The following is a 19,913-nucleotide window of genomic DNA, read 5'->3' as shown; positions in this document are numbered from 1 at the left end:
GCCCGATGTCCCCGACCGACCGCCGCGCGCGGCTGGACGGCCGCGCCGTCGTGCTCGTCGTCGTCTGCTGCGCGCTGTGGGGCCTGAACCAGGTCGCGACCAAGCTCGCGCTGGCCGAGATCCCGCCGCTGATGCAGGCCGCGATGCGCTCGGCCGGCGCCGCGCTGCTGGTCGCGGCCTGGGCGCGCTGGCGCGGCATCCGGCTGTTCGAGGCTGACGGCACGGCCCGCGCCGGGCTGGCGATGGGGCTGCTGTTCGCGCTCGAGTTCGGCTGCATCTTCATCGGCCTGCAGCACACCGCCGCGTCGCGCATGGTGGTCTTCATCTACCTCGCGCCCTTCGTCGTCGCGCTGGGCATGCCCTTCGTCGCGCGCGACGAACGCCTGCGCCCGGCACAGCTGGCCGGGCTGGCGGCGGCCTTCGGCGGCGTCGTCTGGGCCTTCGCCGAGGGGCTGCACGCGCCGACGGCCGGCGAGCGGCAATGGCTGGGCGACGCGCTGGGCGTCGCCGCGGCGGTGATCTGGGGGCTGACGACGCTGACGCTGCGCGGCAGCCGGCTGGCCCGCGCGGCGCCCGAGAAGACGCTGCTGTGGCAGCTCGCGGTGTCGGCCGTCGCGCTGGCCGCCGCGTCCTGGGCCGGCGGCGAGACGCTGGTGATGACCCCGGGGCCGGGCGCGCTGTGGCCGCTGGCCTTCCAGATCGTCGTCGTGACCTTCGCCAGCTACCTCGCCTGGTTCTGGCTGCTGCGCCACTACCCGGCGACGCGGCTGTCGGCGTTCACGCTGCTGACGCCGGTCTTCGGGCTGGTCGCCGGCGTGCTCATCCTCGGCGAGCCGGCGACGGCGCAGCTGCTGGTCGCGCTGGCGGCCGTGTGCGCCGGGATCGCGCTGGTCAACCGCGGCTGAACGCCCGCGTGGCGGCCGGGCCGGGATTCAGGCCGGCTGGGCGCCGCGCCCCAGTTCCTTGCGGTAGCGGTTGAGGTCCTGGACGTTGGCGAAGCTGCGTCCGAACAGCAGGCCGAGGTTGTGCAGGATGCGTTCGACGACGCGGCCTTCCCAGTCGGCGTCGAAGCGGATCTGGCGGTCCAGCCAGGCTTCGAGCCAGGCCGGGTCGGGCAGGCGGCTCTGCACCGTGTCGTTGGGGAACAGGCTGGCGTTGACGTGCAGGTTGGTCGGGTGCAGCGCCTGCGCGGTGCGGCGTGCGCTGGCCATCAGCACGCCGACCTTGGCGAAGGCCGTGCGCGCCTCGTCGCCGCAGCGCACGAGCGCCCGCTTCATGTAGCGCAGGTAGGCGCCGCCGTGGCGCGCCTCGTCGCGCGCCAGCGTCTCGTAGATCGCCTTGATGACCGGCTCGGTGTGCCATTCGGCGGCGCGGCGGTACCAGTGGTTGAGCCGGATCTCGCCGCAGAAGTGCAGCATCAGCGTCTCCAGCGCCGGCGCCGGGTCGAACTCGAAGCGCACCGCGTGCAGCTCGTCCTCGGTCGGCACGAGCTCGGGGCGGAAGCGCCGCAGGTACTCCATCAGCACCAGCGAATGTTTCTGCTCCTCGAAGAACCAGACGCTGATGAAGGCCGAGAAGTCGCTGTCGCCGCGGTTGTCGCGCAGGAACATCTCGGTGGCCGGCAGCGCCGCCCACTCGGTGATGGCGTTCATCTTGATGGTCTGCGCCTGCTCGTCGCTGAGGCAGGCGGCGTCGAAGCTCTGCCACGGGATGTCCGTGTCGAGATTCCAGCGCACGGCTTCGAGCTGCTTGAAGAGTTCGGGATACAGCATGACGGGCCAAAGGTGTCGGGACGCCCCAGTCTAGGCAGCGCCGACCTCCCGCGTGCGCAGCGGGGTGTTCAGCCGCGTGCGTCGCGCCAGCGCCGCAGTTCGATGCCGATGTGCTCCAGCGCCTCGATCGGCAGCACGCCGTCGACACGGCGACGGAAGAGCACCGGCGCGCTGCCGCCCACCCACAGCTCGGTGGCGGCGGGCAGCTTCTCGCGCAGTTCGCTCAGGCCGTCGACCACCTGGTTGGGGCTCATGCAGCCGGAGAAGCTGAGCGCCACGATGTCGGCGCGGTAGCTGCGCGCCGCGAGCACCACGTCCCACAGCGGCGTCTGCGTGCCCAGCGCGACGCAGCGGCAGCCGTCCATCGCCATCAGGGTCTCGCACATCAGCAGCCCCAGGCCGTGCGGCTCGCCGGGAAAGGTGGTCAGCAGCACCGCCGGCGCACCGCCGCCGAGCGGCTCCGGCACCGAGGCGATCGCCTGGCGCAGCAGGCTCTGCACGGTCTCGGTGTAGAGATGCTCCTCGTAGACCTCGACCTGGCCGCGCAGCCAGGCGTCGCCGACCGCGGTGTTCAGCGGCGCGACGACATCGATGACGAAACGCGAGATGCCGTGGCGCACCAGCATGCGGCCGAGCTCGCGCCGCAGGCCGGCCGGATCGTGGCTGCGCAACAGGTCCAGCGCACGCTCCAGATCGGCCGCCACCACCGGGTTCCCGGCACTGCGCTGCGGCTGGTCGACGGTGGACGCGGTGAGCTCGTTGAGCTCGCTCGCCGGCATCGGGACGATGCGGCCCGGCCGATGGCCGGCATCGAGCAGGCGCTTGATGAGACGGAGCTTCTCCACCTGCTCCAGCGGGTAGGCGCGTTCGCCCTGCGAGTCCCGCGCCGGCGAAGGGAAGCCGTAACGCCGCTCCCACACACGCAGCGTGTCCTTGCTCAGGCCGGTGTCACGCTCGACAGCCGCGATGGACAGCGTCAGCTTGTCGGCCGAACTGCGGTCATTCATCGCACTCGCCTTGTATTTGTCCTGGACACAAACATGCCAATTCTCTGAATCTGCCCTAATATAGGTCCAAGTCGCGGTTTTGAACAGGACATGTCTTCGTCAAAGCCAAGAGATGAACTGCAGACATCGAAAGATGACTGTATAGTCGCGTTGCATACCGAGAGGTTCACACGATGTCGAAGCCCTTGCCGATCCCCAGGATCGTTTCCTGCCCAGCACCGCAGGCCGCGGCTGCGGAACTTTGCGCCCTGGCGCCGGTCACAGCGGGCAAGAAGGCCGCCAGCGCGGCCACGGTTTTCCTGTCGTGCGGACTCACGGGTTCCCTGTCTGCCAAGCCTGAGCGTTTCTCCTCCTCCTCCCTCCCTCCCTCGTTCGCTCAGCGCCGCCGCACGACGGCCTTTCTTTCCCGACGTACCGCCCCGCGCGGTACGCCGGCCCTCCGGGGCCAGGCCCCGCTGAACGCGCCTGGCGCGGTGGGGAGCCGCTGATGCGCCGCGTCGCCGTCGTCGGCTCCGGGATCTCCGGTCTGGCCGCAGCCTACGAACTGTCCTCCGATGCGCGCGTCACGCTGTTCGAGGCGGGCGACTACTTCGGTGGCCACACCAACACCATCGACCTGCGCATCGACGGCGTCACGCACGGCGTGGACACCGGCTTCCTGGTCTTCAACCACCGCACCTACCCGAACCTGCTGCGCCTGTTCGCCGAGCTCGGTGTCGAGACCGCGCCGTCGGACATGTCGTTCTCTGTGCAGGCGCGCGAGCACGACCTCGAGTGGAGCGGCTCGGACCTGAACACGGTCTTCGCCCAGCGCCGCAACCTGCTGCGCCCGCGTTTCCTGAAGATGCTCGCGGAGATCGTGCGCTTCAACCGCCTGGCGACCGCGATCGCGGAGGCGGCGGCCGAGGACGCGCTGGCCGAGCCGATCGGCGAGTTCCTGGACCGCCACGGCTTCGGCAACGACTTCCGCGACTGGTACTTCCTGCCGATGATCGGCTGCATCTGGTCCTGCCCGACCGACCAGATGCTGCGTTTCCCGGTGGCGACGATGATCCGCTTCTGCCACAACCACGGGCTCATCCAGGTGAACGACCGTCCGCAGTGGCACACGGTCAAGGGCGGCGCCCGGAACTACGTCGAGAAGATGCTGCCGCGCATCGCCGACGCGCGCATCTCGAGCCCGGTGTCCGCGATCCGTCGCGACGCCGAGGGCGTGGCCGTCACGTCGCCGGCGGGCACCGAGCGTTTCGACGAGGTCGTGCTCGCCTGCCACAGCGACCAGGCGCTGGCGCTGCTGGCCGACGCCAGCGACGACGAGCGCGCCGTGCTCGGCGCGATCCGCTACCAGCCCAACCGCGCCGTCGTGCACGCCGACGCCACCGCGCTGCCCAGGCGCAAGCTGGCCTGGGCCTCGTGGAACTACGTGCGCTCGCCCGACCGCGGCCGCGAACAGGCCGGTGTCTGCCTGCACTACCTGCTCAACCGGCTGCAGCCGCTGCCCTGGACGACGCCGGTCATCGTCTCGCTGAACCCCGTCACCGAGCCCGCGCCGGGCACCGTGTTCCGCGAGATCGAGTACGCGCACCCGGTGTTCGACCTCGCCGCGATCGAGGCCCAGCGCCGCGTGCCGGCGCTGCAGGGCCGCGCCCGCACCTGGTTCTGCGGCGCCTGGACACGCTACGGCTTCCACGAGGACGGCCTGGCCTCGGCGCTGGACGTGGTGCGCTCGCTGCGTGCGCACTGGCAGGCCGGCCGCCCGGCGCTGCAAGAGGCGGCGTGATGGACGGCGCCACCCCGCAGGCCTTGCTGGGCACCGGTGTCGTGCGCCACCGGCGCCTGAAGCCGGCCGGGCACACCTTCGAGTACCCGACCTACTTCATGCTGCTGCCGATGCGCCGGCTGCGGGCGCAGCCCGAGGCCGCGGTGCGGCGCAACCGCTTCGGCCTCGTCGCCTTCCACGACGCCGACCACGGCGACGGCCGCGCCGACTCGCTCGCCTGGCTGGAGGAGCTGCTCGCCGCCGAAGGCATCGCCGACGCCGACGGCGAGATCTGGCTGCACACCTACCCGCGCGTGCTGGGCTACGTCTTCAAGCCGGTGAGCTTCTGGTACTGCGAGCGCCGCGACGGCTCGCTGGCGGCGATCGTCGCCGAGGTCAACAACACCTTCGGCGAGCGCCACTGCTACCTGCTCGCCGGCGAGGACCTGCGCTGGGGCCGCGAGCTCGTCGCGCGCAAGGTCTTCCACGTCTCGCCGTTCTGCCGTGTCGAGGGCCGCTACCGCTTCCGCTTCCTGCGCACCGCCGAGCGCACGGTGGCGCGTGTCGACCACGACGACGACGAGGGCCCGCTGCTGCTGACGAGCGTCAGCGGCCGCCTCGCCCCGCTGACCGCGAAGGCCGCCCGCGCGGCCTTCTTCGGCATGCCGATGATGTCCCTGGGCGTCATCGTGCGCATCCACTGGCAGGCGCTGCAGCTGTGGCTCAAGCGCGTGCCGTTCATCAGCAAGCCCGAGCCGCCCCGGGCCTTCACGACCCGCTGATTCCAGGAACCGCCATGACGACGACGACCGCCAACGCCTTCGCCCTGCCCGAATCCGCCCCCGCGGCGGCCCGCACCGTATTCCGCCTGCTGCGCCGGCTGGCCGTCGGGCAGCTGGACGTGCAGCTGCCCGACGGCAGCCTGGCCCACTTCGGCACCGGCCGCGACGGCGAGCCGCGCGCGTCGATGCGTTTGCTCGACTGGAACGTCTGCTCGGCGACGCTGAAGAGCGGCGACATCGGCTTCGCCGAAGCCTACATCGACGGCCAGTGGACCTCGCCCGACGTGGTCGCGCTGCTGCGGCTGTTCATCGCCAACCGCGACGCGGTCGAGGACGCGATCTACGGCCGCTGGTGGGGTTCGCTGGCGCACCGCCTGAAGCACCTGCTGAACCGCAACTCGCGCCGCGGCAGCCGCAAGAACATCCACGCCCACTACGACCTGGGCAACCCGTTCTACCGTCTCTGGCTCGACGAGACGATGAACTACTCGAGCGCCTGGTTCGACGGCGACACCGCCAAGCCCATGCCCGAGGCCCAGCGCGCCAAGGTGCGGCGCGCGCTGCGCGAGTGCGGCGTGCGTGCCGGCGACCGCGTGCTCGAGATCGGCTGTGGCTGGGGCGCGGTGGCCGAGGCCGCGACCAACGAGTTCGGCGCCCGCGTCACCGGCGTCACGCTGTCGACCGAGCAGCTGGCCTATGCCCGCGAGCGCCTGACGCGCCTGGGCCTGGGCACCCGGGCCGACCTGCGGCTGCAGGACTACCGCGACATCCAGGACGGCCCCTTCGACGCCGTGGTCTCGATCGAGATGTTCGAGGCCGTCGGCCGCGAGTACTGGGGCAGCTACTTCCGCACCGTGCGCGACCGGCTCAAGCCCGGCGGCCGCGCCTGCATCCAGTCGATCACGATCCGCGACGACCTGTTCGCGCGTTACCTGCGTTCCACCGACTTCATCCAGCAGTACGTCTTCCCCGGCGGCCTGCTGCCCAGCGCGTCGGCCTTCCGCGCCGAGGCGCGCAAGGCGGGGCTGGAGGTCGTCGGCGAACTCGCCTTCGGTGCCGACTATGCCGAGACGCTGCGCCGCTGGCGCGTCGCCTTCCTGGCCAACGAGAACGCGGTGCGCGGCCAGGGCTTCGACACGCGTTTCGTGCGCATCTGGGAGTTCTACCTCGCGTACTGCGAGGCGGCCTTCGCCACCGGCAACACCGACGTCGTGCAGTTCACGCTGCGCCGTGCCTGAATGGACCACGCCCGCCGTGCCCTGCTCGCCGCCGCGCTGGTCCCGGCGTACGCGGCCGCGGGCCGGACGCCGGCGCCGCCCGAGCTTGCCGCCTACGCGCCGCTGGCACTGCAGGGCGAAGGCCGGCTGCGCGTGCTGGGTTTTGCCGTCTACGACGCCCGGCTGTGGGTCGGCGAAGGCTTCACGCCCGAACGCTGGGCCGACGCGCCGCTGGCGCTGGAGATCCGCTACGCCCGCGCCTTCGAGGGTTCGGACATCGCCGCCCGCTCACTGGACGAAATGCGCCGCCAGGGCGAACTGCCCGAGCCGCAGGCGCAGCGCTGGCGCCAGGCGATGGCGGCACTGTTCCCCGACGTGAAGCCCGGCGACCGCCTGGTCGGCGTGCGCCGCACCGACGGCGGCACGCGTTTCTACGCCAACGGCCGCCGCCTGGGCGAGGTCGACGACACCGAGTTCGGCCGCCGCTTCTTCGGCATCTGGCTGGCACCGCAGACCTCGCAGCCGACGCTGCGCGCGCGACTGTTCGGGCAGACGGCATGAACACTGCGGGCCTGGACGCACGCGGGCCCGGAGCCGCGGCGCCGCGCTGGCGCGGCGGCCTCGGCGACGGCCTGCGTTATGGCGCGCTGGGCCTGCCGCTGGCCTTCGTCGCGCTGCCGCTGTACGTGCTGCTGCCGCCGCACTACGCTGCCACGTACGGCGTGCCGCTGGCGACGCTGGGGGCGCTGCTTCTGGCCGTGCGCGGGCTCGACGCCGTCATCGACCCGGCGCTGGGCCGCCTCGTCGACCGTTTGTTCACCGGCTCGCCGGCGCGGCTGCTGGCCGTCGCCTCGGCAGCGGCGGTGCTGCTGGCGGCGGCCTTCCACGGCCTGTTCTTCCCGCCGGTGACCGGCGGCACGGCGCTGCTGGCCTGGTGCGCGGCACTGCTCGTCGCCGCCTACCTGGCCTACAGCCTGCTCTCGGTGCTGCACCAGGCCTGGGGTGCGCGGCTGGGCGGCGACGCCGCGGTGCGCGCGCGCATCGTCTCCTGGCGCGAAGGCCTGGCGCTGGCCGGCGTGCTGGTGGCCAGCGTGCTGCCGTCGACGGCCGGGCTGCCGGCCACCAGCGCCGTCTTCGCCGTCACGCTGGTGGTCGGCCTCGTGCTGCTGGCCGGCGCGCCGCGCGCCGAGGCGACGCCGGCCGCGGCCCGGGTCGAGTGGCGCGCCCCGCTGGCGACACCGGCCTTCCGCCGCCTGCTCGCCGTCTTCCTCGTCAACGGCATCGCCAGCGCGGTGCCGGCGACGCTGGTGCTGTTCTTCGTGCGCGACCGGCTGCAGGCACCGGCCTGGGAGCCGGTGTTCCTGGCCGCCTACTTCGCCGCCGGGGCGCTGGCGATGCCGCTGTGGGTGCGGCTCGTGCCGCGTCTGGGCCTGGCCGGCGCCTGGCTGGCCGGCATGGCGCTGGCCGTCGCGGCCTTCGTCTGGGCGGCGACGCTGGGCGAGGGCGACACCGCCGGCTTCGCCGCGGTCTGCATCGCCAGCGGCGTGGCGCTCGGCGCCGACCTGGCGCTGCCCGGCGCGCTGCTCGCCGGCATCGTGCGCCGCGCCGGGCACGGCGGCGGCGAAGGCGCGTACTTCGGCTGGTGGAACCTGGCCACCAAGCTCAACCTGGCGCTGGCCGCCGGGCTGGCGCTGCCGCTGCTCGGGCTGCTGGGCTACGCGCCCGGCGCCCGTGAACCCCAGGCGCTGGCGGCGCTCACCGCCGCCTACTGCCTGCTGCCCTGTGTGCTGAAGACCGCCGCCGCCGTGCTGCTGTGGCGCTGGCGGCACCGACTCGACGAGGAGAACCCACGATGAACCGACGCCTGCTGCTCGGGCTGGCCGCCGCGGCGGCACTGGCCGGCTGCGCCGGCCCGACGCCCGCCGACTACGCCGCCGAGACCCCGAAGCTCGACCTGAAGACCTTCTTCGACGGCGAGATGACGGCGCACGGCATCTTCAGCGACCGTTCGGGCAAGGTCGTGCGCCGCTTCACGGTGCAGATGACCGGCACCTGGACCGGCGACGACGGCGTGCTCGACGAACGTTTCACCTACAGCGACGGCAAGACCGAGCGCCGCGTCTGGAAGCTCAAGTCGCTGGGCGGCGGGCGCTACGAGGGCCGCGCCGACGACGTCGTCGGCGTCGCCCAGGGCACGGCCGCCGGCAACGCGCTGAACTGGCGCTACACGCTGAAGCTGCCGGTCGACGGCAGCGTCTACGAGGTCCAGTTCGACGACTGGATGTTCCAGATGGACGACAAGGTCATGCTGAACAAGGCCGAGATGAGCAAGTTCGGCGTGCGCCTGGGCGAGGTCACGCTCGCCTTCCACAAACGCTGAACACCATGCCCCTGAACCCTCCGCTGCGCGACTGGCAGGGCCGCAGCGCCTGGCTGGTCGGCGCCTCCACCGGCATCGGCCGCGCCACGGCCTCGCGGCTGCACGCGCTGGGTGCGCGTGTCACCGTCTCGGCGCGCGACGCCGACGCGCTGGCGCGTTTCGTCGCCGCCCATCCGGGCAGTGTCGCCCTGCCGCTGAACGTGACCGACCGCGCCGCGGTGCAGGCCGCCGCCAGGCAGGTGATCGCACAGAGCGGCACGCCGGACCTGGCGCTGTACTGTGCCGGCACCTACACGCCGATGCGCGCCACCGCCTTCGACCTGGACCTCGCGCTGCACCACGTGCAGGTCAACTACGTCGGCGCGCTGCACTGGCTGGACGCGCTGCTGCCGGCGATGCGTGCCCGCGCCGCCGCGGGCCAGGGCGCGCACCTGAGCCTGGTCGGCAGCGTCGCCGGCTATCGCGGCCTGCCGCAGTCGCTGGCCTACGGGCCGACGAAGGCGGCGCTGATCAACCTCGCCGAGACGCTGTACCTGGACCTGCACCCGGCCAGCGTCGGCGTGTCCATCGTCAACCCGGGTTTCGTCGAGACGCCGCTGACGGCCAAGAACGGTTTCCGCATGCCGGCGCTGCTGACCCCCGACGAAGCCGCCGAGGCCATGCTGCGCGGCTGGGCGCGCGGCGACTTCGAGATCCACTTCCCGCGCCGATTCACGCTGTGGCTGAAGGCGCTGCGCCACGTCGGCTACGGGCCGTACTTCGCCGCGGTGCGGCGCTCCACCGGGCTGTGACGATGAAGAGCCCGCATCCCGATCCGCGCGTGCAGCGCCTCGTCGAGGCCTTCGAGACGCTGTCGCCGGCCGCGCTGGCGGGGCTGGGCGAGGTCTACGCCGCCGAGGCCGTGTTCAAGGACCCGTTCAACGAGGTGCGCGGCGTGCCGGCGATCGCGGCGATCTTCGAGCACATGTTCCGCACCCTGGAGGCACCGCGTTTCGTCGTGCACGAGGCGGTGGCCGCGGGCGACCAGTGTTTCCTGACCTGGGACATGCACTACCGCATGAAACGTTTCGTGCGCGGCGAGCAGACGATCCGCGGCGCCACGCACCTGCGCTTTGCCGCCGACGGCCGCGTCGCGCTGCACCGCGACTACTGGGACGCCGCCGAGGAGCTGTACGAGAAGCTGCCCGCCGTCGGCGCCGCGATGCGCTGGCTCAAGCGCCGCGCGTCGAGCTGATCGCGGGGCGTGCCTCGCTCGCGCGCACGCCGCCCATCGTCAAACCGTCTGGAGCCTCCCTCACGGAGGGAGGCTGGAGGGAGCCGTCGAACGAGCCGGAGCCCCCTCCTGGAGGGGGCCGCGGGGAGCCCAACGTTCAGCGACAGCGGCAGCAGTCCGGGCAGCGACGCCGCCCGGACTGCTAACGCTGACCTTCGGTCAGCGCATCGACCTGGAAGCGCCCGCTCTTGTCGACGAGCCAGATCTCGGTGAAACGCGCGACACCCAGGCGCGCCGGCGCCGGATAGGGCGCGGCGCGCTTGATCATCGCGACGACCCAGGGCGCGACCTCGTCGGCCGCCGGCTTGCGCACGACCTGCACGCCGGCGACCTGGCCCATCGCGTCGATCTCGGTCTCGACGACCATCACCGAATACAGCAGCGGTGGCAGCCGGCCCTTGTAGATGCGCGCCGGATAGGCCGCGTAGACGTGCCGGGCGGCGTCGACGCGGTACTGCTTCTCGTGCTCGGCGGCCGATGCCGCCGGCGGCTGGTCGAGCACCGGCGCGGGCACGGAGGCGAACTGCGCGCGTGCCGGGCCGGCGAACGCCAGGGCCGCCAGCACGGCCACCGCGGCGGCGTGGCGCAGGCGGGCACTCGCGGTCAGGGGCGGGAGTCGATTCATGGGTCCTGCGTCCGAATCGTGGAGGCGCGGCCGGCAAGCGCGGCCGCGACGAGAGACTACACGATGGTCGGTGGCCGGCCATGCTGAGGCCCACGGGCCGCCGCCGCAATGGCCGAGCAGGAACTAACGCAACCAGCCTTTTCGGCGGAAGTACAGGAAGGGCGCGGCGACCGAGGCCACCATCAGCCCGATCGCGAAGGGGTAGCCGTAGTCCCAGTTCAGCTCGGGCATGAGGCGGAAGTTCATGCCATAGATGCTCGCGATCAGCGTCGGCGGCAGCAGCCCGACCGAGGCGACCGAGAAGATCTTGATGATCTTGTTCTGGTTGATGTTGATGAAGCCGACGGTGGCGTCCATCAGGAAGTTGATCTTGTCGAACAGGAAGGCGGTGTGCGAGTCCAGCGAGTCGATGTCGCGCAGGATCTGGCGCGCCTCCTCGAACTGCTCGGCGTTGAGCATGCGGCTGCGCATCAGGAAGCTCAAAGCGCGCCGCGTGTCCATCATGTTGCGGCGGATGCGGCCGTTCAGGTCTTCCTCGCGCGCGATCGCCGCCAGCGCCTCGCCGGCGCTGCGGTCGTCGACGTCCTGCGTCAGCACGCGTGCGCTGACCTTCTCCAGGTTGTCGTAGACGCCCTCGAGCGCGTCGGCCGAGTACTCGGCGTCGGCGTCGTAGAGCTTGAGCAGCACGTCCTTGGCGTCCTCGATCAGCGCCGGGATGCGGCGTGCGCGCAGGCGCAGCAGCCGGAACACCGGCAGGTCCTCGGCATGCACCGAGAACAGCACCTTCTCGTAGAGGATGAAGGCCACGCGCACGTTGCGCGAGCCCTGCCCGTCGGGGCCGCTGTCGGCGTCGATCAGGAAGTCCGAGCGGATGTGCAGCTCGCCGTTGTCCTCCTCGTAGAAGCGGGCGGACTCCTCGAGGTCCTCGTCGACCACGTCCTCGGGGATGGCGAGGCCGAAACGGGCGCGGACCCAGCCTTTTTCCTCGGCGGTGGGAGCTTCCAGATCGACCCACACCGGCTGCACGCCGGCCAGCGCCGTGGGGTTGTCGATCTCTTCCTGGAACAGCCGGCCGTTGGCCAGCGTGAAGACGTTGAGCATCGCGGTATCTCGGCATCGCGCCACGACGCCCCCCGCGGAGCGGCCCGGCGCGGTCGATGGTCTGAAGGGGCTGGGGGAGACCGCCGCGCTCCAGTTCGATGCCGGAGCCGACGGTCAGCGACTAGGTGGCTGTTCCATGGGGTGGTCCCGCTCAACGGGGAAGCTGGAATTATTGCATCGCACCCGCGGCATCGGCATGACGGCCGGGCGTGCCGCCGGCACGCGACAACGGCAGCCACAGCGTCACCGTCGTGCCGCGCCCGGGCGTGCTCGACAGGTCCACGCGGCCGCCCTGCAGCTCGACGATCTCCTTGACCAGGCTCATGCCCAGCCCGGTGCCGGGGATGCTGCCCGACGGGTCGGCCCGGTAGAAGCGCTCGAAGATGCGGGCCAGCTGCTCGGGTGCCATGCCGATGCCGTGGTCGGTGACCCGCACGCCCACCGCGGGCTCGCCGCGCAGCTCGCCGGACTGCGTCGTGACGAGGATCGCGCCGCCCTCGGGCGAGTACTTCACCGCGTTGGACAGCACGTTGGTCAGCGCGCGGTTCGTCTTCTCGGGGTCGACGTCGAGCACGCAGTCGGGGTGGGCGACGTCGATCTGCAGGTCGTGTGCGCCGCCGGCGATCAGCAGCGGGCCCACCGCCTGCGTGATCAGGCTGTCCAGGCGGCAGGGCTCGCGCTTCAGGTCCTTGCCCTGGCGCGCCTCGATGCGCGCCAGGTCCAGCAACTCGTTGACCATGTTGATCAGCAGCGAGGCCTGGCGATGGATGGTCTCCAGCATGTCGCGACGGCGCTCCTCGGAGACCGGGCGGCGCAGCAGCAGCTCGGTGAAGCCGAAGACGCTGACCATCGGCGTTCGCAGCTCGTGCGCGGCGGTGCTCAGGAACTCGCTCTTCATGCGGTCGACCTCGGTCTCGCGCGTGACGTCGCGAAAGAACAGGATCGTCTCGTGATGGCCGTCGCCGGCGCGGCGCGCCATGCGCGCGAGCACGCGGCGTTCGGGACGCAGCAGCTGCAGCATGTCCGGGCCCTCGCTGCGCTCATCCGCGGCCAGCGCCAGCGACACCGGCGCGTACGGGGTCGCCGGGTCGCACTGCCGGAGGAAACGGCGGTCGAACTCGTCGACGCCGATGCCGGCCTCGGCGCTGGCCGCGTCCCAGCCCGACATCACGAGGAAGGCCGGGTTGCAGTAGACGAGCTGGCCGCCGTCGGCACCGTCGAAGACGACGAAGCCGTCGGGCGACAGGTCGAAGACCGCGTTCAGCCGCGCGCTGCGCTCGGCGATCGCCATGCGCGCCCGTTCGCGTTCGGTGACGTCGTTGAGCACGCCGACGTAGTGCTGCGGCGCGCCCTCGGCATTGGGCACCGGCGAGACCGTCAGCTCGTTGAAGAACAGCGCGCCGTCCTTGCGGTAGTTGCGCAGCACGACCTGGGTCGAACGGCCCTGCCGGATGGCCTGCGCCAGCTCGGCGAGCTGCGGCTGCTCGCGGTCCTCGCCCTGCAGGAAGCCGCAGCCGCGGCCGATCGTCTCGTCGCTGGCGTAGCCGGTGATGCGACTGAATGCCGGGTTGGCGTAGAAGATCGGGAACCCCGGCAGCGACATGTCGCAGATGATGACGCCGTTGTTGGTGCACTCCAGCGCCCGGCTGTACAGCTTGAGCATCGAGAAGGTCATGCGCTGCTCGGTCATGTCGCGCACCACCGCGGCGTAGCGCAGGCCGTCGTCGGTCTCGGTGCGCGACAGCGACACCTCGGCCGGGAAGGGCGTGCCGCCGCGGCGGCTGGCCTCGATCTCGAAACGCGCGACGTGGGTGGCGCTGGAGCGCATGTACAGCCCGGCCAGCGTGCGCTGCTCGGCTTCGCCGCAGCTCAGCCCCGGCAGCAGGTCCGACACCGGCCGGCCGAGCGCCTCCTCGGCCTGCAGCCCGAAGACGCTGCTGACGCCGGGGTTGACGACACGGACCCGGCCGGCGGCGTCCAGGCCGAGGATGACGTCGGGCACGGCCTGCAGGATGGCCTCGTTGCGCGACTCGGCGTGCACGATCGCCTCCATCTGCTCGCGCAGCCGGCCGGAGGTGCCGTTGAGCGCGTCGGCGAGCTCACGGAACTCCCGGCTGCCGCCGCCGAGTTCGATGCGGGCGCCGGCGTTGCGCCCGATTTCGGCCGAGAAGCGCACCAGGCGCTGCAGCGGCGCCAGCGCGCGCTGGATGAAGCCGTAGGTGATGACGATCGTCAGCAGGCTGACGAGTGCGATCGCGAGCACCGCCTCGTAGGACAAGGCGCCCAGCCGGGCACGCTCGGCGCCCAGCGAATAGGTGAGCCCGAAGCTGCCGAGCCTTCCCCCGGGGCCCGCGGGGGCCCAGACCTGGACCGCGTCGGCACCGACGAAACCCATGCGTGCCGCCGGCGCCGGCACGCCCCGCGCCGGCGCCGCGCTCGGCGTCTCGCGCACGACCAGGCCTTCGCGCGACTGGCGCAGCGACAGCAGCTGGACGCCGCGGGCGTCGACGAGCTCCAGGCGTTCGACGCCGGGCATCCCGGCGAAGCTGCGCAGCAGCGCCTCGGTATCGGCGGCGTCGCCGGCCTCCAGCGCCGAGGCCGCGGCCGCCGAGGCGCCGGCGACGATCGACTCGGCCCAGCGCCGGCTGGTGTCGACCGCGACCTCGTCCAGGCGCGAAGCCGAGACGCGGTACAGCAGCGCCATCGCCAGCACGGTGCTGACGACGAGCAGCGCGAGCAGCTGGTGGCGCAGCCGCCGCGGCCACCCGGGCACGCGCCACGGCCGCGCCGACATCAGGCGGTCTCCAGCAGGCGCTCGATGGTGTCGATGAGCTGCAGCGGGCTGAAGGGCTTGACGAGGTACTCGTCGGCGCCGGCGGCCTGGCCGGCCTCGCGGTCGCGCGCCTGGCCGCGCGCGGTCAGCAGCACGATCTTCATCGCCCGCGTCGCCGGGTCGTTCTTCAGGCGCTGGCAGACCTGCAGGCCGTCGATCTCGCCCGGCATCATGACGTCCAGCAGCACCAGGTCGGGGCGCACCGCCTGCGCCAGGCGCAGGCCGTAGGCGCCGTCGGCGGCTTCATGGATCTCGTAGGACTCGAACTCCAGCGTCATGCGGATCAGCTTGCGGATGTCGGCCTGGTCTTCGACGATGAGGACGCGTTTCATGGCGGCTCCTGGTGATGCCTTGTGTCGGATCAGCGTGGCGCCGGGTCGGCGCCACGCTGGCGTGCGCGCGCCATCAGCGCAGCGAGGTCGCGGGCGTATTGCTGCGCCTGCACGATGTCCAGCTGGGACTGGTCGTTGCGGTACGGGGCGCCGGTCGGCAGGTCGATGACGAAGTTGCGCATGCCGTCGTCGTCCTCCTCGCGCAACTGGCCGCCGTGCAGCGAGACGATGTGCTGGCACAGCTTGAAGCCGATCTGGTCGCGGGCGTCGCGCTGGGCCGGCGGCGGGCGGCTGCCGGCGGGCTCGCTGCGCGGCAGGTCGACTTCGTCGGCTGCGCGCGGGGCGAACATGCCGCAGTCGCGGAACACGATGACCGCGCGCGGCCCCATCTGGCGGTGCTCGATGTCGAGCACCGCGCCGCCGGGCGAGCTGCGCAGCGCCGCCTCCAGGCACTCCAGGAAGACGCGACGCAGCCAGTGCTCGCTGCCGTACAGCGTCGCCAGGCTGGCGGTGTCGGTCTGGGCGCGAAAGCGCACCTTGATCTGGCGCGCGAGCGCGAGCGGCTCGACCTCGGCCCAGACACCCTGCAGCAGCGACCACAGTTCGATGCGATCGTTGGCGAACAGCGCGCCGCTGCCCCACAGTTCGGCCAGATCGACGAGCTTGTCGAGCACACGCACGAGATCGTGCACGCCGTCGACCAGGGCGTCGAGCTCGGGGCCGCCGCCGTGCTCGCGCGCCAGCACGATGGCGTCGTTCGCCTCGGTCAGCGGGTCGCGCAGGTCGGTGCGGATCACCTGCATCAGGTTGTCGAAGGCCGAGCCGGCGTCCTCCGACGCGTCGGGCGCGATCAGCACGAAGGCGTCCTCGCGCGACAGGCCCGGGATCACCCGGCACCGCAGGTCCGGCGGCGGCAGGCCGGGAGCGCTGGCCACGCCGACCGAGACGAGCTTTCTGGCGGCCTGCTGGGTCACCGCGGCGGACACGGCGGCAGCCATGTCCGGGTCGAAGAGCTTGTGCCCCGGCGCGAGGCCGGTGCGGAGGCAGGCATCGCTGTTGGCGTAGCGCACCGTCGCGTCGCGGTGGACCCACAACAGGCCCGACTTCATGTTTTCGAGCAGCTCGGTCAGCGAGGAGTGCATGGCAGCGTTCGTCCCTGTGAATCGCATTTTGCATCTTTAGCATTTTTGCAATCGGCAATCGGTCACGATCCGTCGCGCAAAACCTCGCAGACGGCCGCGCGGTGTGCCGTCGGCGCAGCGGCTATCCTCCAGGCCCTCCATCCGTCGCCGAGGCCCCAAGCCGTGATCCGCCTGCCCTTCATCGCCGCGTCGCTGCTGCTGGCCGCCGCGGCCACCGCCGCGCCGCGAGACGTCGGCGCCCCTGCGCCGACGTCCGACCTGTTCCACGGCGTCCAGGTCGACGACCCGTACCGCCAACTCGAGAACGTGCGCGACCCCGCCGTCGCGGCCTGGATGAAGGCTCGTGCGCGCGAGGCGCGGCGCACGCTCGACACGATCCCCGGCCGCCCGGCGATGGCGCGCCGCGTCACGCAGCTGATGGCCGAGGCCGGCACCCGCCTGGGCACGGTCCAGCGCCGCCCGGGCGAGCGCCTGTTCTACGAGAAGCGCGGCGCCCGCGACGACCAGTTCCGGCTCTACGTGCGCGACGGCGCACGCGAGCGCCTGCTGGTGGATCCGCTGGCCGCAGCGCCGCGCGGCACGCCGCATGCGATCGACTACTTCGAGGCCTCGCCGGGCGGGCGCTACGTCGCCTACGGCCTGTCGGCCGGCGGCTCGGAGGACGCGCAGCTGTACGTCGTCGACGCCGCCACCGGCCGGCGCGTGCTCGGCCCGGTGTCCCGCGCGCAATACGGCAACGTCGCCTGGCTCGATGACGAAAGCGGCTTCTTCTTCACCCGGCTGCGCGCAACCGCGGCCGACGCCCCGCCGGCGGCCAAGTACGCCGGCGCGCGTGCGGTCTTCGTTCGCCTGGGCCGCGACCCGGAGAAGGCGCCGGTGGCGCTGTCCTTCGAGACGCCCGGCGTCGTGATCGACGAGGCCCAGGACGCCCCCGGCGTGATGCCCGTGCCGGGCACCGGCTGGGCGCTGGCGCTGGTCAGCCACGGCACCGACCACGAGCTGGCGGCCTGGGTCGCGCCGCTGGCCGACGCTGCCGCCGGCACGGCACGCTGGAAGCCGCTGTTCGGCCGCGAAGCCGGCGTCACCGCCCTGCAGACCGTCGGCGAACGCCTGTTCCTGCTGAGCCACCGCGACGCGCCGCGCTACCGGCTGCTCGAGACCACGGTCACGGCCGGCCTGGACGCGGCCCGCGTGCGGGTGCCCGAAGGCGAGGGCGTGCTGACCGGCCTGGCGCGCGGCGCCGACGCGCTGTACCTGCGCCGCCGCGACGGCAGCGCCTCGTCGCTGCTGCGTCTGCCGCTGGCCAGCGACGGCCGGCCCGAGGAAGTCGCCCTGCCGGTGCGCGGCGCCTTCGAGATGGAAGGCGCCGACCCGCGCCTGCCCGGCGTGATGCTGGCGCTGCAGGGCTGGACCGAGCCCGAGCGCCTGTGGTCGGTGAAGCCGGGCGCCGACGGCACCGTCGCCGTCACCGACACCCAGCTGCTGCGCCCCGGACGTGTCCCGGGCGCCGGGCGCTACGTCGTGCGCGAGGTGCTCGTGCCCGGCCACGACGGCGCCAAGGTGCCGCTGGCCATCGTGCACCGCGCCGACCTGAAGCCGGACGGCAGCGCGCCGACGCTGCTCTGGGGCTACGCCAGCTACGGCATGACCGACGAACCCTGGTACTCGGCGACGCGCCTGGCCTGGCTGGAGAAGGGCGGCGTCTTCGCCGTCGCCAACCCGCGCGGCTCGGGGGCCTTCGGCGAGGACTGGTACCGCGCCGGGCTGCGCGAGACCAAGCCCAACAGCTGGAAGGACTTCATCGCCGCCGGCGAGTACCTGATCGCCCAGCACTACACCTCGCCGGCGCGGCTCAGCGCCTGGGGTGGCAGTGCCGGCGGCGTGCTCGTCGGCCGCGCGATCACCGAGCGCCCCGACCTGTTCGGCGCCGCCGTGATCTCGGTCGGTGCGCTGGACATGGTGCGCGCCGAACTCGAGCCCAACGGCCCGCCCAACATCCCCGAGTTCGGCAGCGTGGCCACCGAGCAGGGCTTTCGCGCGCTGCTGGCGATGAGCAGCTACCACCAGGTGCGCGACGGCGTGCGCTACCCGGCGGTGCTGCTGACGCACGGCATCAACGACGCACGCGTCGAGGTCTGGCAGAGCCTGAAGATGGCGGCGCGGCTGCGCCAGGCCACGGCCAGCGGCAAGCCGGTGCTGTTGCGCCTGGACTACGACGGCGGCCACGGCGGGGGCGCGACACGCGCCCAGCAGGCCGCCGAGATCACCGACATCTACGCCTTCCTGCGCTGGCAGGCCACCGGCAGCGCGCGCTGAGCGGCGGCGCTTACCCGGCTTCGACGATCGCCAGCAGCGACGCGCGCAGCGTCGACCAGCCCTCGCGGGCCACGGCCACGTCGCCCGCCGCGGCAGCGCGGTCGAGTGCCGCCGCACGCTCGCTGTCGTCGCCGTAGCCCAGCGTCAGCAGCACCGACTTCAGGCTGTGCGCCAGGCGGCGCAGCGCGCCCAGGTCGCCGGCGTCCAGCGCCGCGTCGCCCTGGCGCACGTCGCGCAGGAACTGCGGCAGGCAGCTCGCGCGGTAGGCCTGGTAGAGGCCGGCGTCGCCGGCGAAGTACTGGGTCACGGCACCGGACGCGGGCGCCGGCGCGGCGGCCGGCGCGTCGTCCAGCGCACGCCGGGCGCAGGCCTCGAGTTCGTCCAGCGGCACCGGTTTGGCCAGCACCTCGTCGACGCCCAGCCCCTCGAGCTGCGAACGCCGCTCGGCCGAAATCCCGGCACTGAAGGCGACCAGGCGCGGCAGCCGCGCCGTGGCGCGCCCCGCGGCCAGCTCGTGCAGCAGGTCCACGCCGCTGCCGTCGGGCAGCATCAGGTCGCAGATCACGAGGCGGACCGGGCCGCTGTCGAGCACCGCACGCGCCTCGGCCAGCGAGCCGGCCTCGACGAAGTCGATCGCCAGCTCCTCCAGCGCGATCTGCACGAAGCGGCGGATCGAGGGGTCGTCCTCGACGAGCAGCACCCGCGGCAACGACGCCGTGACGTCGCCCACGGGCTGCGCGTTCATGCCGGCGTCGCGGTCGCGTCCAGCGCGGCCTTCAGCAGCCCGGGCAGCTGCGCCACGAGCTGGGGCTTGTGCACGACGGGAACGCCTTCGAGGGCGAAGGCGTAAGGCGCCCGCCCGGCCTCGTCGAGCGAGGTCACGACGACCAGCCGGCTGCGGCTGAACTGAGGGTGCGAGCGCAGGCTGGTGATCAGCGTCGCGCCGTCGATGCCGGGCAGCAGGATGTCGACGATGAGCACGTCGGGCTGCAGCTGGCCGGCCAGCGCGAGCCCGGCGATGCCGTCGTCGGCGACGTGCAGCTCGACGCCGGGCAGGTGCTGCTTGACGAGCAACGAGACGAGGTTCTGGTAGTGCGTCGAGTCCTCGATGAGCAGCACGCGCCGCGCCGCCGAGGCGGGCCGCGGTATGGGCTGCGAGCGCGCCGGGCCGGAGCGCCGGCCTTCGCGCCAGCGCTCGACCGAGTCGCGCGAGATGCGACGGTGCCCGCCCGGTGTCTTCCAGGCCTCCAGCTCACCGCGGTCGACCATCATCTGCACCGAGCGCACCGCCATGCCGAGCAAACGGGCGACCTCCAGCGTGCTGTAGGTATCGCGTGCGTCTTCGGACATAGGGATTTCGGCCATCGAGTAATT

Annotated in this window: 20 protein-coding genes; 10 read left to right on the top strand and 10 right to left on the bottom strand. The window is 72.3% G+C overall.

The window, feature by feature from the left end; all coding sequences use genetic code 11:
• Window positions 1-5: 5 nt before the first annotated feature.
• Complete coding sequence (locus EV684_RS17255) at window positions 6-905, top strand: DMT family transporter (protein WP_132648534.1); 900 nt, start codon at window positions 6-8, stop codon at window positions 903-905.
• Between the two features lie 27 nt (window positions 906-932).
• Here EV684_RS17255 and EV684_RS17250 read toward each other — a convergent pair whose 3' ends face one another.
• The 3 genes from EV684_RS17250 to EV684_RS24060 all read right to left on the bottom strand — a co-directional run bounded on the left by EV684_RS17250 (window position 933) and on the right by EV684_RS24060 (window position 3,095).
• A complete protein-coding gene (locus EV684_RS17250; protein WP_132648533.1) occupies window positions 933-1,772 on the bottom strand; it encodes a ferritin family protein in 840 nt (279 codons plus the stop codon).
• A 68-nt stretch (window positions 1,773-1,840) separates the two neighbouring features.
• Window positions 1,841-2,779 carry a MerR family transcriptional regulator gene (locus tag EV684_RS17245; RefSeq protein ID WP_132648532.1) on the bottom strand — a complete coding sequence of 313 codons (939 nt, stop codon included), beginning with the start codon at window positions 2,777-2,779 and terminating at the stop codon, window positions 1,841-1,843.
• 166 nt (window positions 2,780-2,945) lie between these two features.
• The gene (locus EV684_RS24060) at window positions 2,946-3,095 is read right to left on the bottom strand and encodes a hypothetical protein (protein ID WP_165908520.1); all 150 of its coding nucleotides are present in this window, start codon (window positions 3,093-3,095) and stop codon (window positions 2,946-2,948) included.
• 171 nt (window positions 3,096-3,266) lie between these two features.
• On the opposite strand from EV684_RS24060, the gene EV684_RS17240 reads away from it, so the two are divergent.
• The 8 genes from EV684_RS17240 to EV684_RS17205 are packed head-to-tail and all read left to right on the top strand — an operon-like array spanning window position 3,267 to window position 10,151.
• Window positions 3,267-4,559 (top strand): NAD(P)/FAD-dependent oxidoreductase, encoded by a 1,293-nt coding sequence (locus EV684_RS17240; RefSeq protein ID WP_132648531.1) that lies wholly within the window; start codon window positions 3,267-3,269, stop codon window positions 4,557-4,559.
• Window positions 4,559-5,320 carry a DUF1365 domain-containing protein gene (locus EV684_RS17235; protein WP_132648530.1) on the top strand — a complete coding sequence of 254 codons (762 nt, stop codon included), beginning with the start codon at window positions 4,559-4,561 and terminating at the stop codon, window positions 5,318-5,320. The genes EV684_RS17240 and EV684_RS17235 overlap by 1 nt, the downstream gene beginning before the upstream one ends.
• Before the next feature lie 14 nt (window positions 5,321-5,334).
• Complete coding sequence (locus EV684_RS17230; protein ID WP_132648529.1) at window positions 5,335-6,558, top strand: SAM-dependent methyltransferase; 1,224 nt, start codon at window positions 5,335-5,337, stop codon at window positions 6,556-6,558.
• Window positions 6,559-7,098: a chalcone isomerase family protein gene (locus tag EV684_RS17225; protein WP_132648528.1), complete on the top strand. Its 540-nt coding sequence runs from the start codon at window positions 6,559-6,561 to the stop codon at window positions 7,096-7,098.
• Window positions 7,095-8,393, top strand: a complete 1,299-nt coding sequence (locus tag EV684_RS17220) for an MFS transporter (protein ID WP_242478421.1) — start codon at window positions 7,095-7,097, stop codon at window positions 8,391-8,393. Before EV684_RS17225 ends, EV684_RS17220 begins: the two co-directional genes overlap by 4 nt.
• Window positions 8,390-8,917: a DUF3833 domain-containing protein gene (locus EV684_RS17215; protein WP_132648527.1), complete on the top strand. Its 528-nt coding sequence runs from the start codon at window positions 8,390-8,392 to the stop codon at window positions 8,915-8,917. The genes EV684_RS17220 and EV684_RS17215 overlap by 4 nt, the downstream gene beginning before the upstream one ends.
• A gap of 5 nt (window positions 8,918-8,922) precedes the next feature.
• Window positions 8,923-9,708 carry an SDR family NAD(P)-dependent oxidoreductase gene (locus tag EV684_RS17210; protein WP_132648526.1) on the top strand — a complete coding sequence of 262 codons (786 nt, stop codon included), beginning with the start codon at window positions 8,923-8,925 and terminating at the stop codon, window positions 9,706-9,708.
• On the top strand, window positions 9,705-10,151 hold the full coding sequence (locus EV684_RS17205; RefSeq protein ID WP_132648525.1) for a nuclear transport factor 2 family protein: 447 nt from the start codon (window positions 9,705-9,707) through the stop codon (window positions 10,149-10,151). The genes EV684_RS17210 and EV684_RS17205 overlap by 4 nt, the downstream gene beginning before the upstream one ends.
• Window positions 10,152-10,332: 181 nt before the next feature.
• Here the strand turns inward: EV684_RS17205 and EV684_RS17200 are convergent, their stop codons facing one another.
• From EV684_RS17200 to EV684_RS17180, 5 genes are all read right to left on the bottom strand, one after another.
• Window positions 10,333-10,815, bottom strand: coding sequence for a hypothetical protein (locus tag EV684_RS17200; protein ID WP_132648524.1), 483 nt, complete (start codon window positions 10,813-10,815; stop codon window positions 10,333-10,335).
• 123 nt (window positions 10,816-10,938) lie between these two features.
• Window positions 10,939-11,916: a magnesium/cobalt transporter CorA gene (gene corA, locus EV684_RS17195; RefSeq protein ID WP_132648523.1), complete on the bottom strand. Its 978-nt coding sequence runs from the start codon at window positions 11,914-11,916 to the stop codon at window positions 10,939-10,941.
• 169 nt (window positions 11,917-12,085) lie between these two features.
• On the bottom strand, window positions 12,086-14,710 hold the full coding sequence (locus EV684_RS17190) for a PAS domain S-box protein (RefSeq protein WP_132648522.1): 2,625 nt from the start codon (window positions 14,708-14,710) through the stop codon (window positions 12,086-12,088).
• The gene (locus tag EV684_RS17185) at window positions 14,710-15,081 is read right to left on the bottom strand and encodes a response regulator transcription factor (RefSeq protein WP_132648521.1); all 372 of its coding nucleotides are present in this window, start codon (window positions 15,079-15,081) and stop codon (window positions 14,710-14,712) included. Before EV684_RS17185 ends, EV684_RS17190 begins: the two co-directional genes overlap by 1 nt.
• Before the next feature lie 29 nt (window positions 15,082-15,110).
• A complete protein-coding gene (locus EV684_RS17180; protein ID WP_132648520.1) occupies window positions 15,111-16,223 on the bottom strand; it encodes a sensor histidine kinase in 1,113 nt (370 codons plus the stop codon).
• 162 nt (window positions 16,224-16,385) lie between these two features.
• Between EV684_RS17180 and EV684_RS17175 the strand changes: the two genes are divergently transcribed.
• Window positions 16,386-18,539, top strand: coding sequence for a prolyl oligopeptidase family serine peptidase (locus tag EV684_RS17175; RefSeq protein ID WP_132648519.1), 2,154 nt, complete (start codon window positions 16,386-16,388; stop codon window positions 18,537-18,539).
• A 10-nt stretch (window positions 18,540-18,549) separates the two neighbouring features.
• On the opposite strand, the gene EV684_RS17170 is transcribed toward EV684_RS17175, so the two are convergent.
• Together EV684_RS17170 and EV684_RS17165 are read right to left on the bottom strand one after the other, a co-directional pair.
• A complete protein-coding gene (locus EV684_RS17170; RefSeq protein WP_132648518.1) occupies window positions 18,550-19,284 on the bottom strand; it encodes a response regulator in 735 nt (244 codons plus the stop codon).
• On the bottom strand, window positions 19,281-19,904 hold the full coding sequence (locus EV684_RS17165) for a response regulator (protein ID WP_132648517.1): 624 nt from the start codon (window positions 19,902-19,904) through the stop codon (window positions 19,281-19,283). Before EV684_RS17165 ends, EV684_RS17170 begins: the two co-directional genes overlap by 4 nt.
• Between the last annotated feature and the right edge of the window lie 9 nt (window positions 19,905-19,913).

Source organism: Rubrivivax gelatinosus, from assembly GCF_004340905.1.
GTDB lineage: Bacteria > Pseudomonadota > Gammaproteobacteria > Burkholderiales > Burkholderiaceae_C > Rubrivivax > Rubrivivax gelatinosus.
The sequence above is the reverse complement of the archived record's forward strand: the minus strand, read 5'-3'. Positions and strand labels throughout refer to the sequence as shown.

What these genes read in the sequence shown, in the direction of transcription:
- EV684_RS17215 (WP_132648527.1), top strand. Translation starts at nt 8,390, where the DNA reads ATGAACCGACGCCTGCTGCTCGGGCTGGCCGCCGCGGCGGCACTGGCC.
- EV684_RS17255 (WP_132648534.1), top strand. Translation starts at nt 6, where the DNA reads ATGTCCCCGACCGACCGCCGCGCGCGGCTGGACGGCCGCGCCGTCGTG.
- EV684_RS17250 (WP_132648533.1), bottom strand. Translation starts at nt 1,772, where the DNA reads ATGCTGTATCCCGAACTCTTCAAGCAGCTCGAAGCCGTGCGCTGGAAT.
- EV684_RS17245 (WP_132648532.1), bottom strand. Translation starts at nt 2,779, where the DNA reads ATGAATGACCGCAGTTCGGCCGACAAGCTGACGCTGTCCATCGCGGCT.
- EV684_RS17165 (WP_132648517.1), bottom strand. Translation starts at nt 19,904, where the DNA reads ATGGCCGAAATCCCTATGTCCGAAGACGCACGCGATACCTACAGCACG.
- EV684_RS17170 (WP_132648518.1), bottom strand. Translation starts at nt 19,284, where the DNA reads ATGAACGCGCAGCCCGTGGGCGACGTCACGGCGTCGTTGCCGCGGGTG.
- EV684_RS17185 (WP_132648521.1), bottom strand. Translation starts at nt 15,081, where the DNA reads ATGAAACGCGTCCTCATCGTCGAAGACCAGGCCGACATCCGCAAGCTG.
- corA (WP_132648523.1), bottom strand. Translation starts at nt 11,916, where the DNA reads ATGCTCAACGTCTTCACGCTGGCCAACGGCCGGCTGTTCCAGGAAGAG.
- EV684_RS17225 (WP_132648528.1), top strand. Translation starts at nt 6,559, where the DNA reads ATGGACCACGCCCGCCGTGCCCTGCTCGCCGCCGCGCTGGTCCCGGCG.
- EV684_RS17235 (WP_132648530.1), top strand. Translation starts at nt 4,559, where the DNA reads ATGGACGGCGCCACCCCGCAGGCCTTGCTGGGCACCGGTGTCGTGCGC.
- EV684_RS17220 (WP_242478421.1), top strand. Translation starts at nt 7,095, where the DNA reads ATGAACACTGCGGGCCTGGACGCACGCGGGCCCGGAGCCGCGGCGCCG.
- EV684_RS17190 (WP_132648522.1), bottom strand. Translation starts at nt 14,710, where the DNA reads ATGTCGGCGCGGCCGTGGCGCGTGCCCGGGTGGCCGCGGCGGCTGCGC.
- EV684_RS17240 (WP_132648531.1), top strand. Translation starts at nt 3,267, where the DNA reads ATGCGCCGCGTCGCCGTCGTCGGCTCCGGGATCTCCGGTCTGGCCGCA.
- EV684_RS17210 (WP_132648526.1), top strand. Translation starts at nt 8,923, where the DNA reads ATGCCCCTGAACCCTCCGCTGCGCGACTGGCAGGGCCGCAGCGCCTGG.
- EV684_RS17180 (WP_132648520.1), bottom strand. Translation starts at nt 16,223, where the DNA reads ATGCACTCCTCGCTGACCGAGCTGCTCGAAAACATGAAGTCGGGCCTG.
- EV684_RS17200 (WP_132648524.1), bottom strand. Translation starts at nt 10,815, where the DNA reads ATGAATCGACTCCCGCCCCTGACCGCGAGTGCCCGCCTGCGCCACGCC.
- EV684_RS17230 (WP_132648529.1), top strand. Translation starts at nt 5,335, where the DNA reads ATGACGACGACGACCGCCAACGCCTTCGCCCTGCCCGAATCCGCCCCC.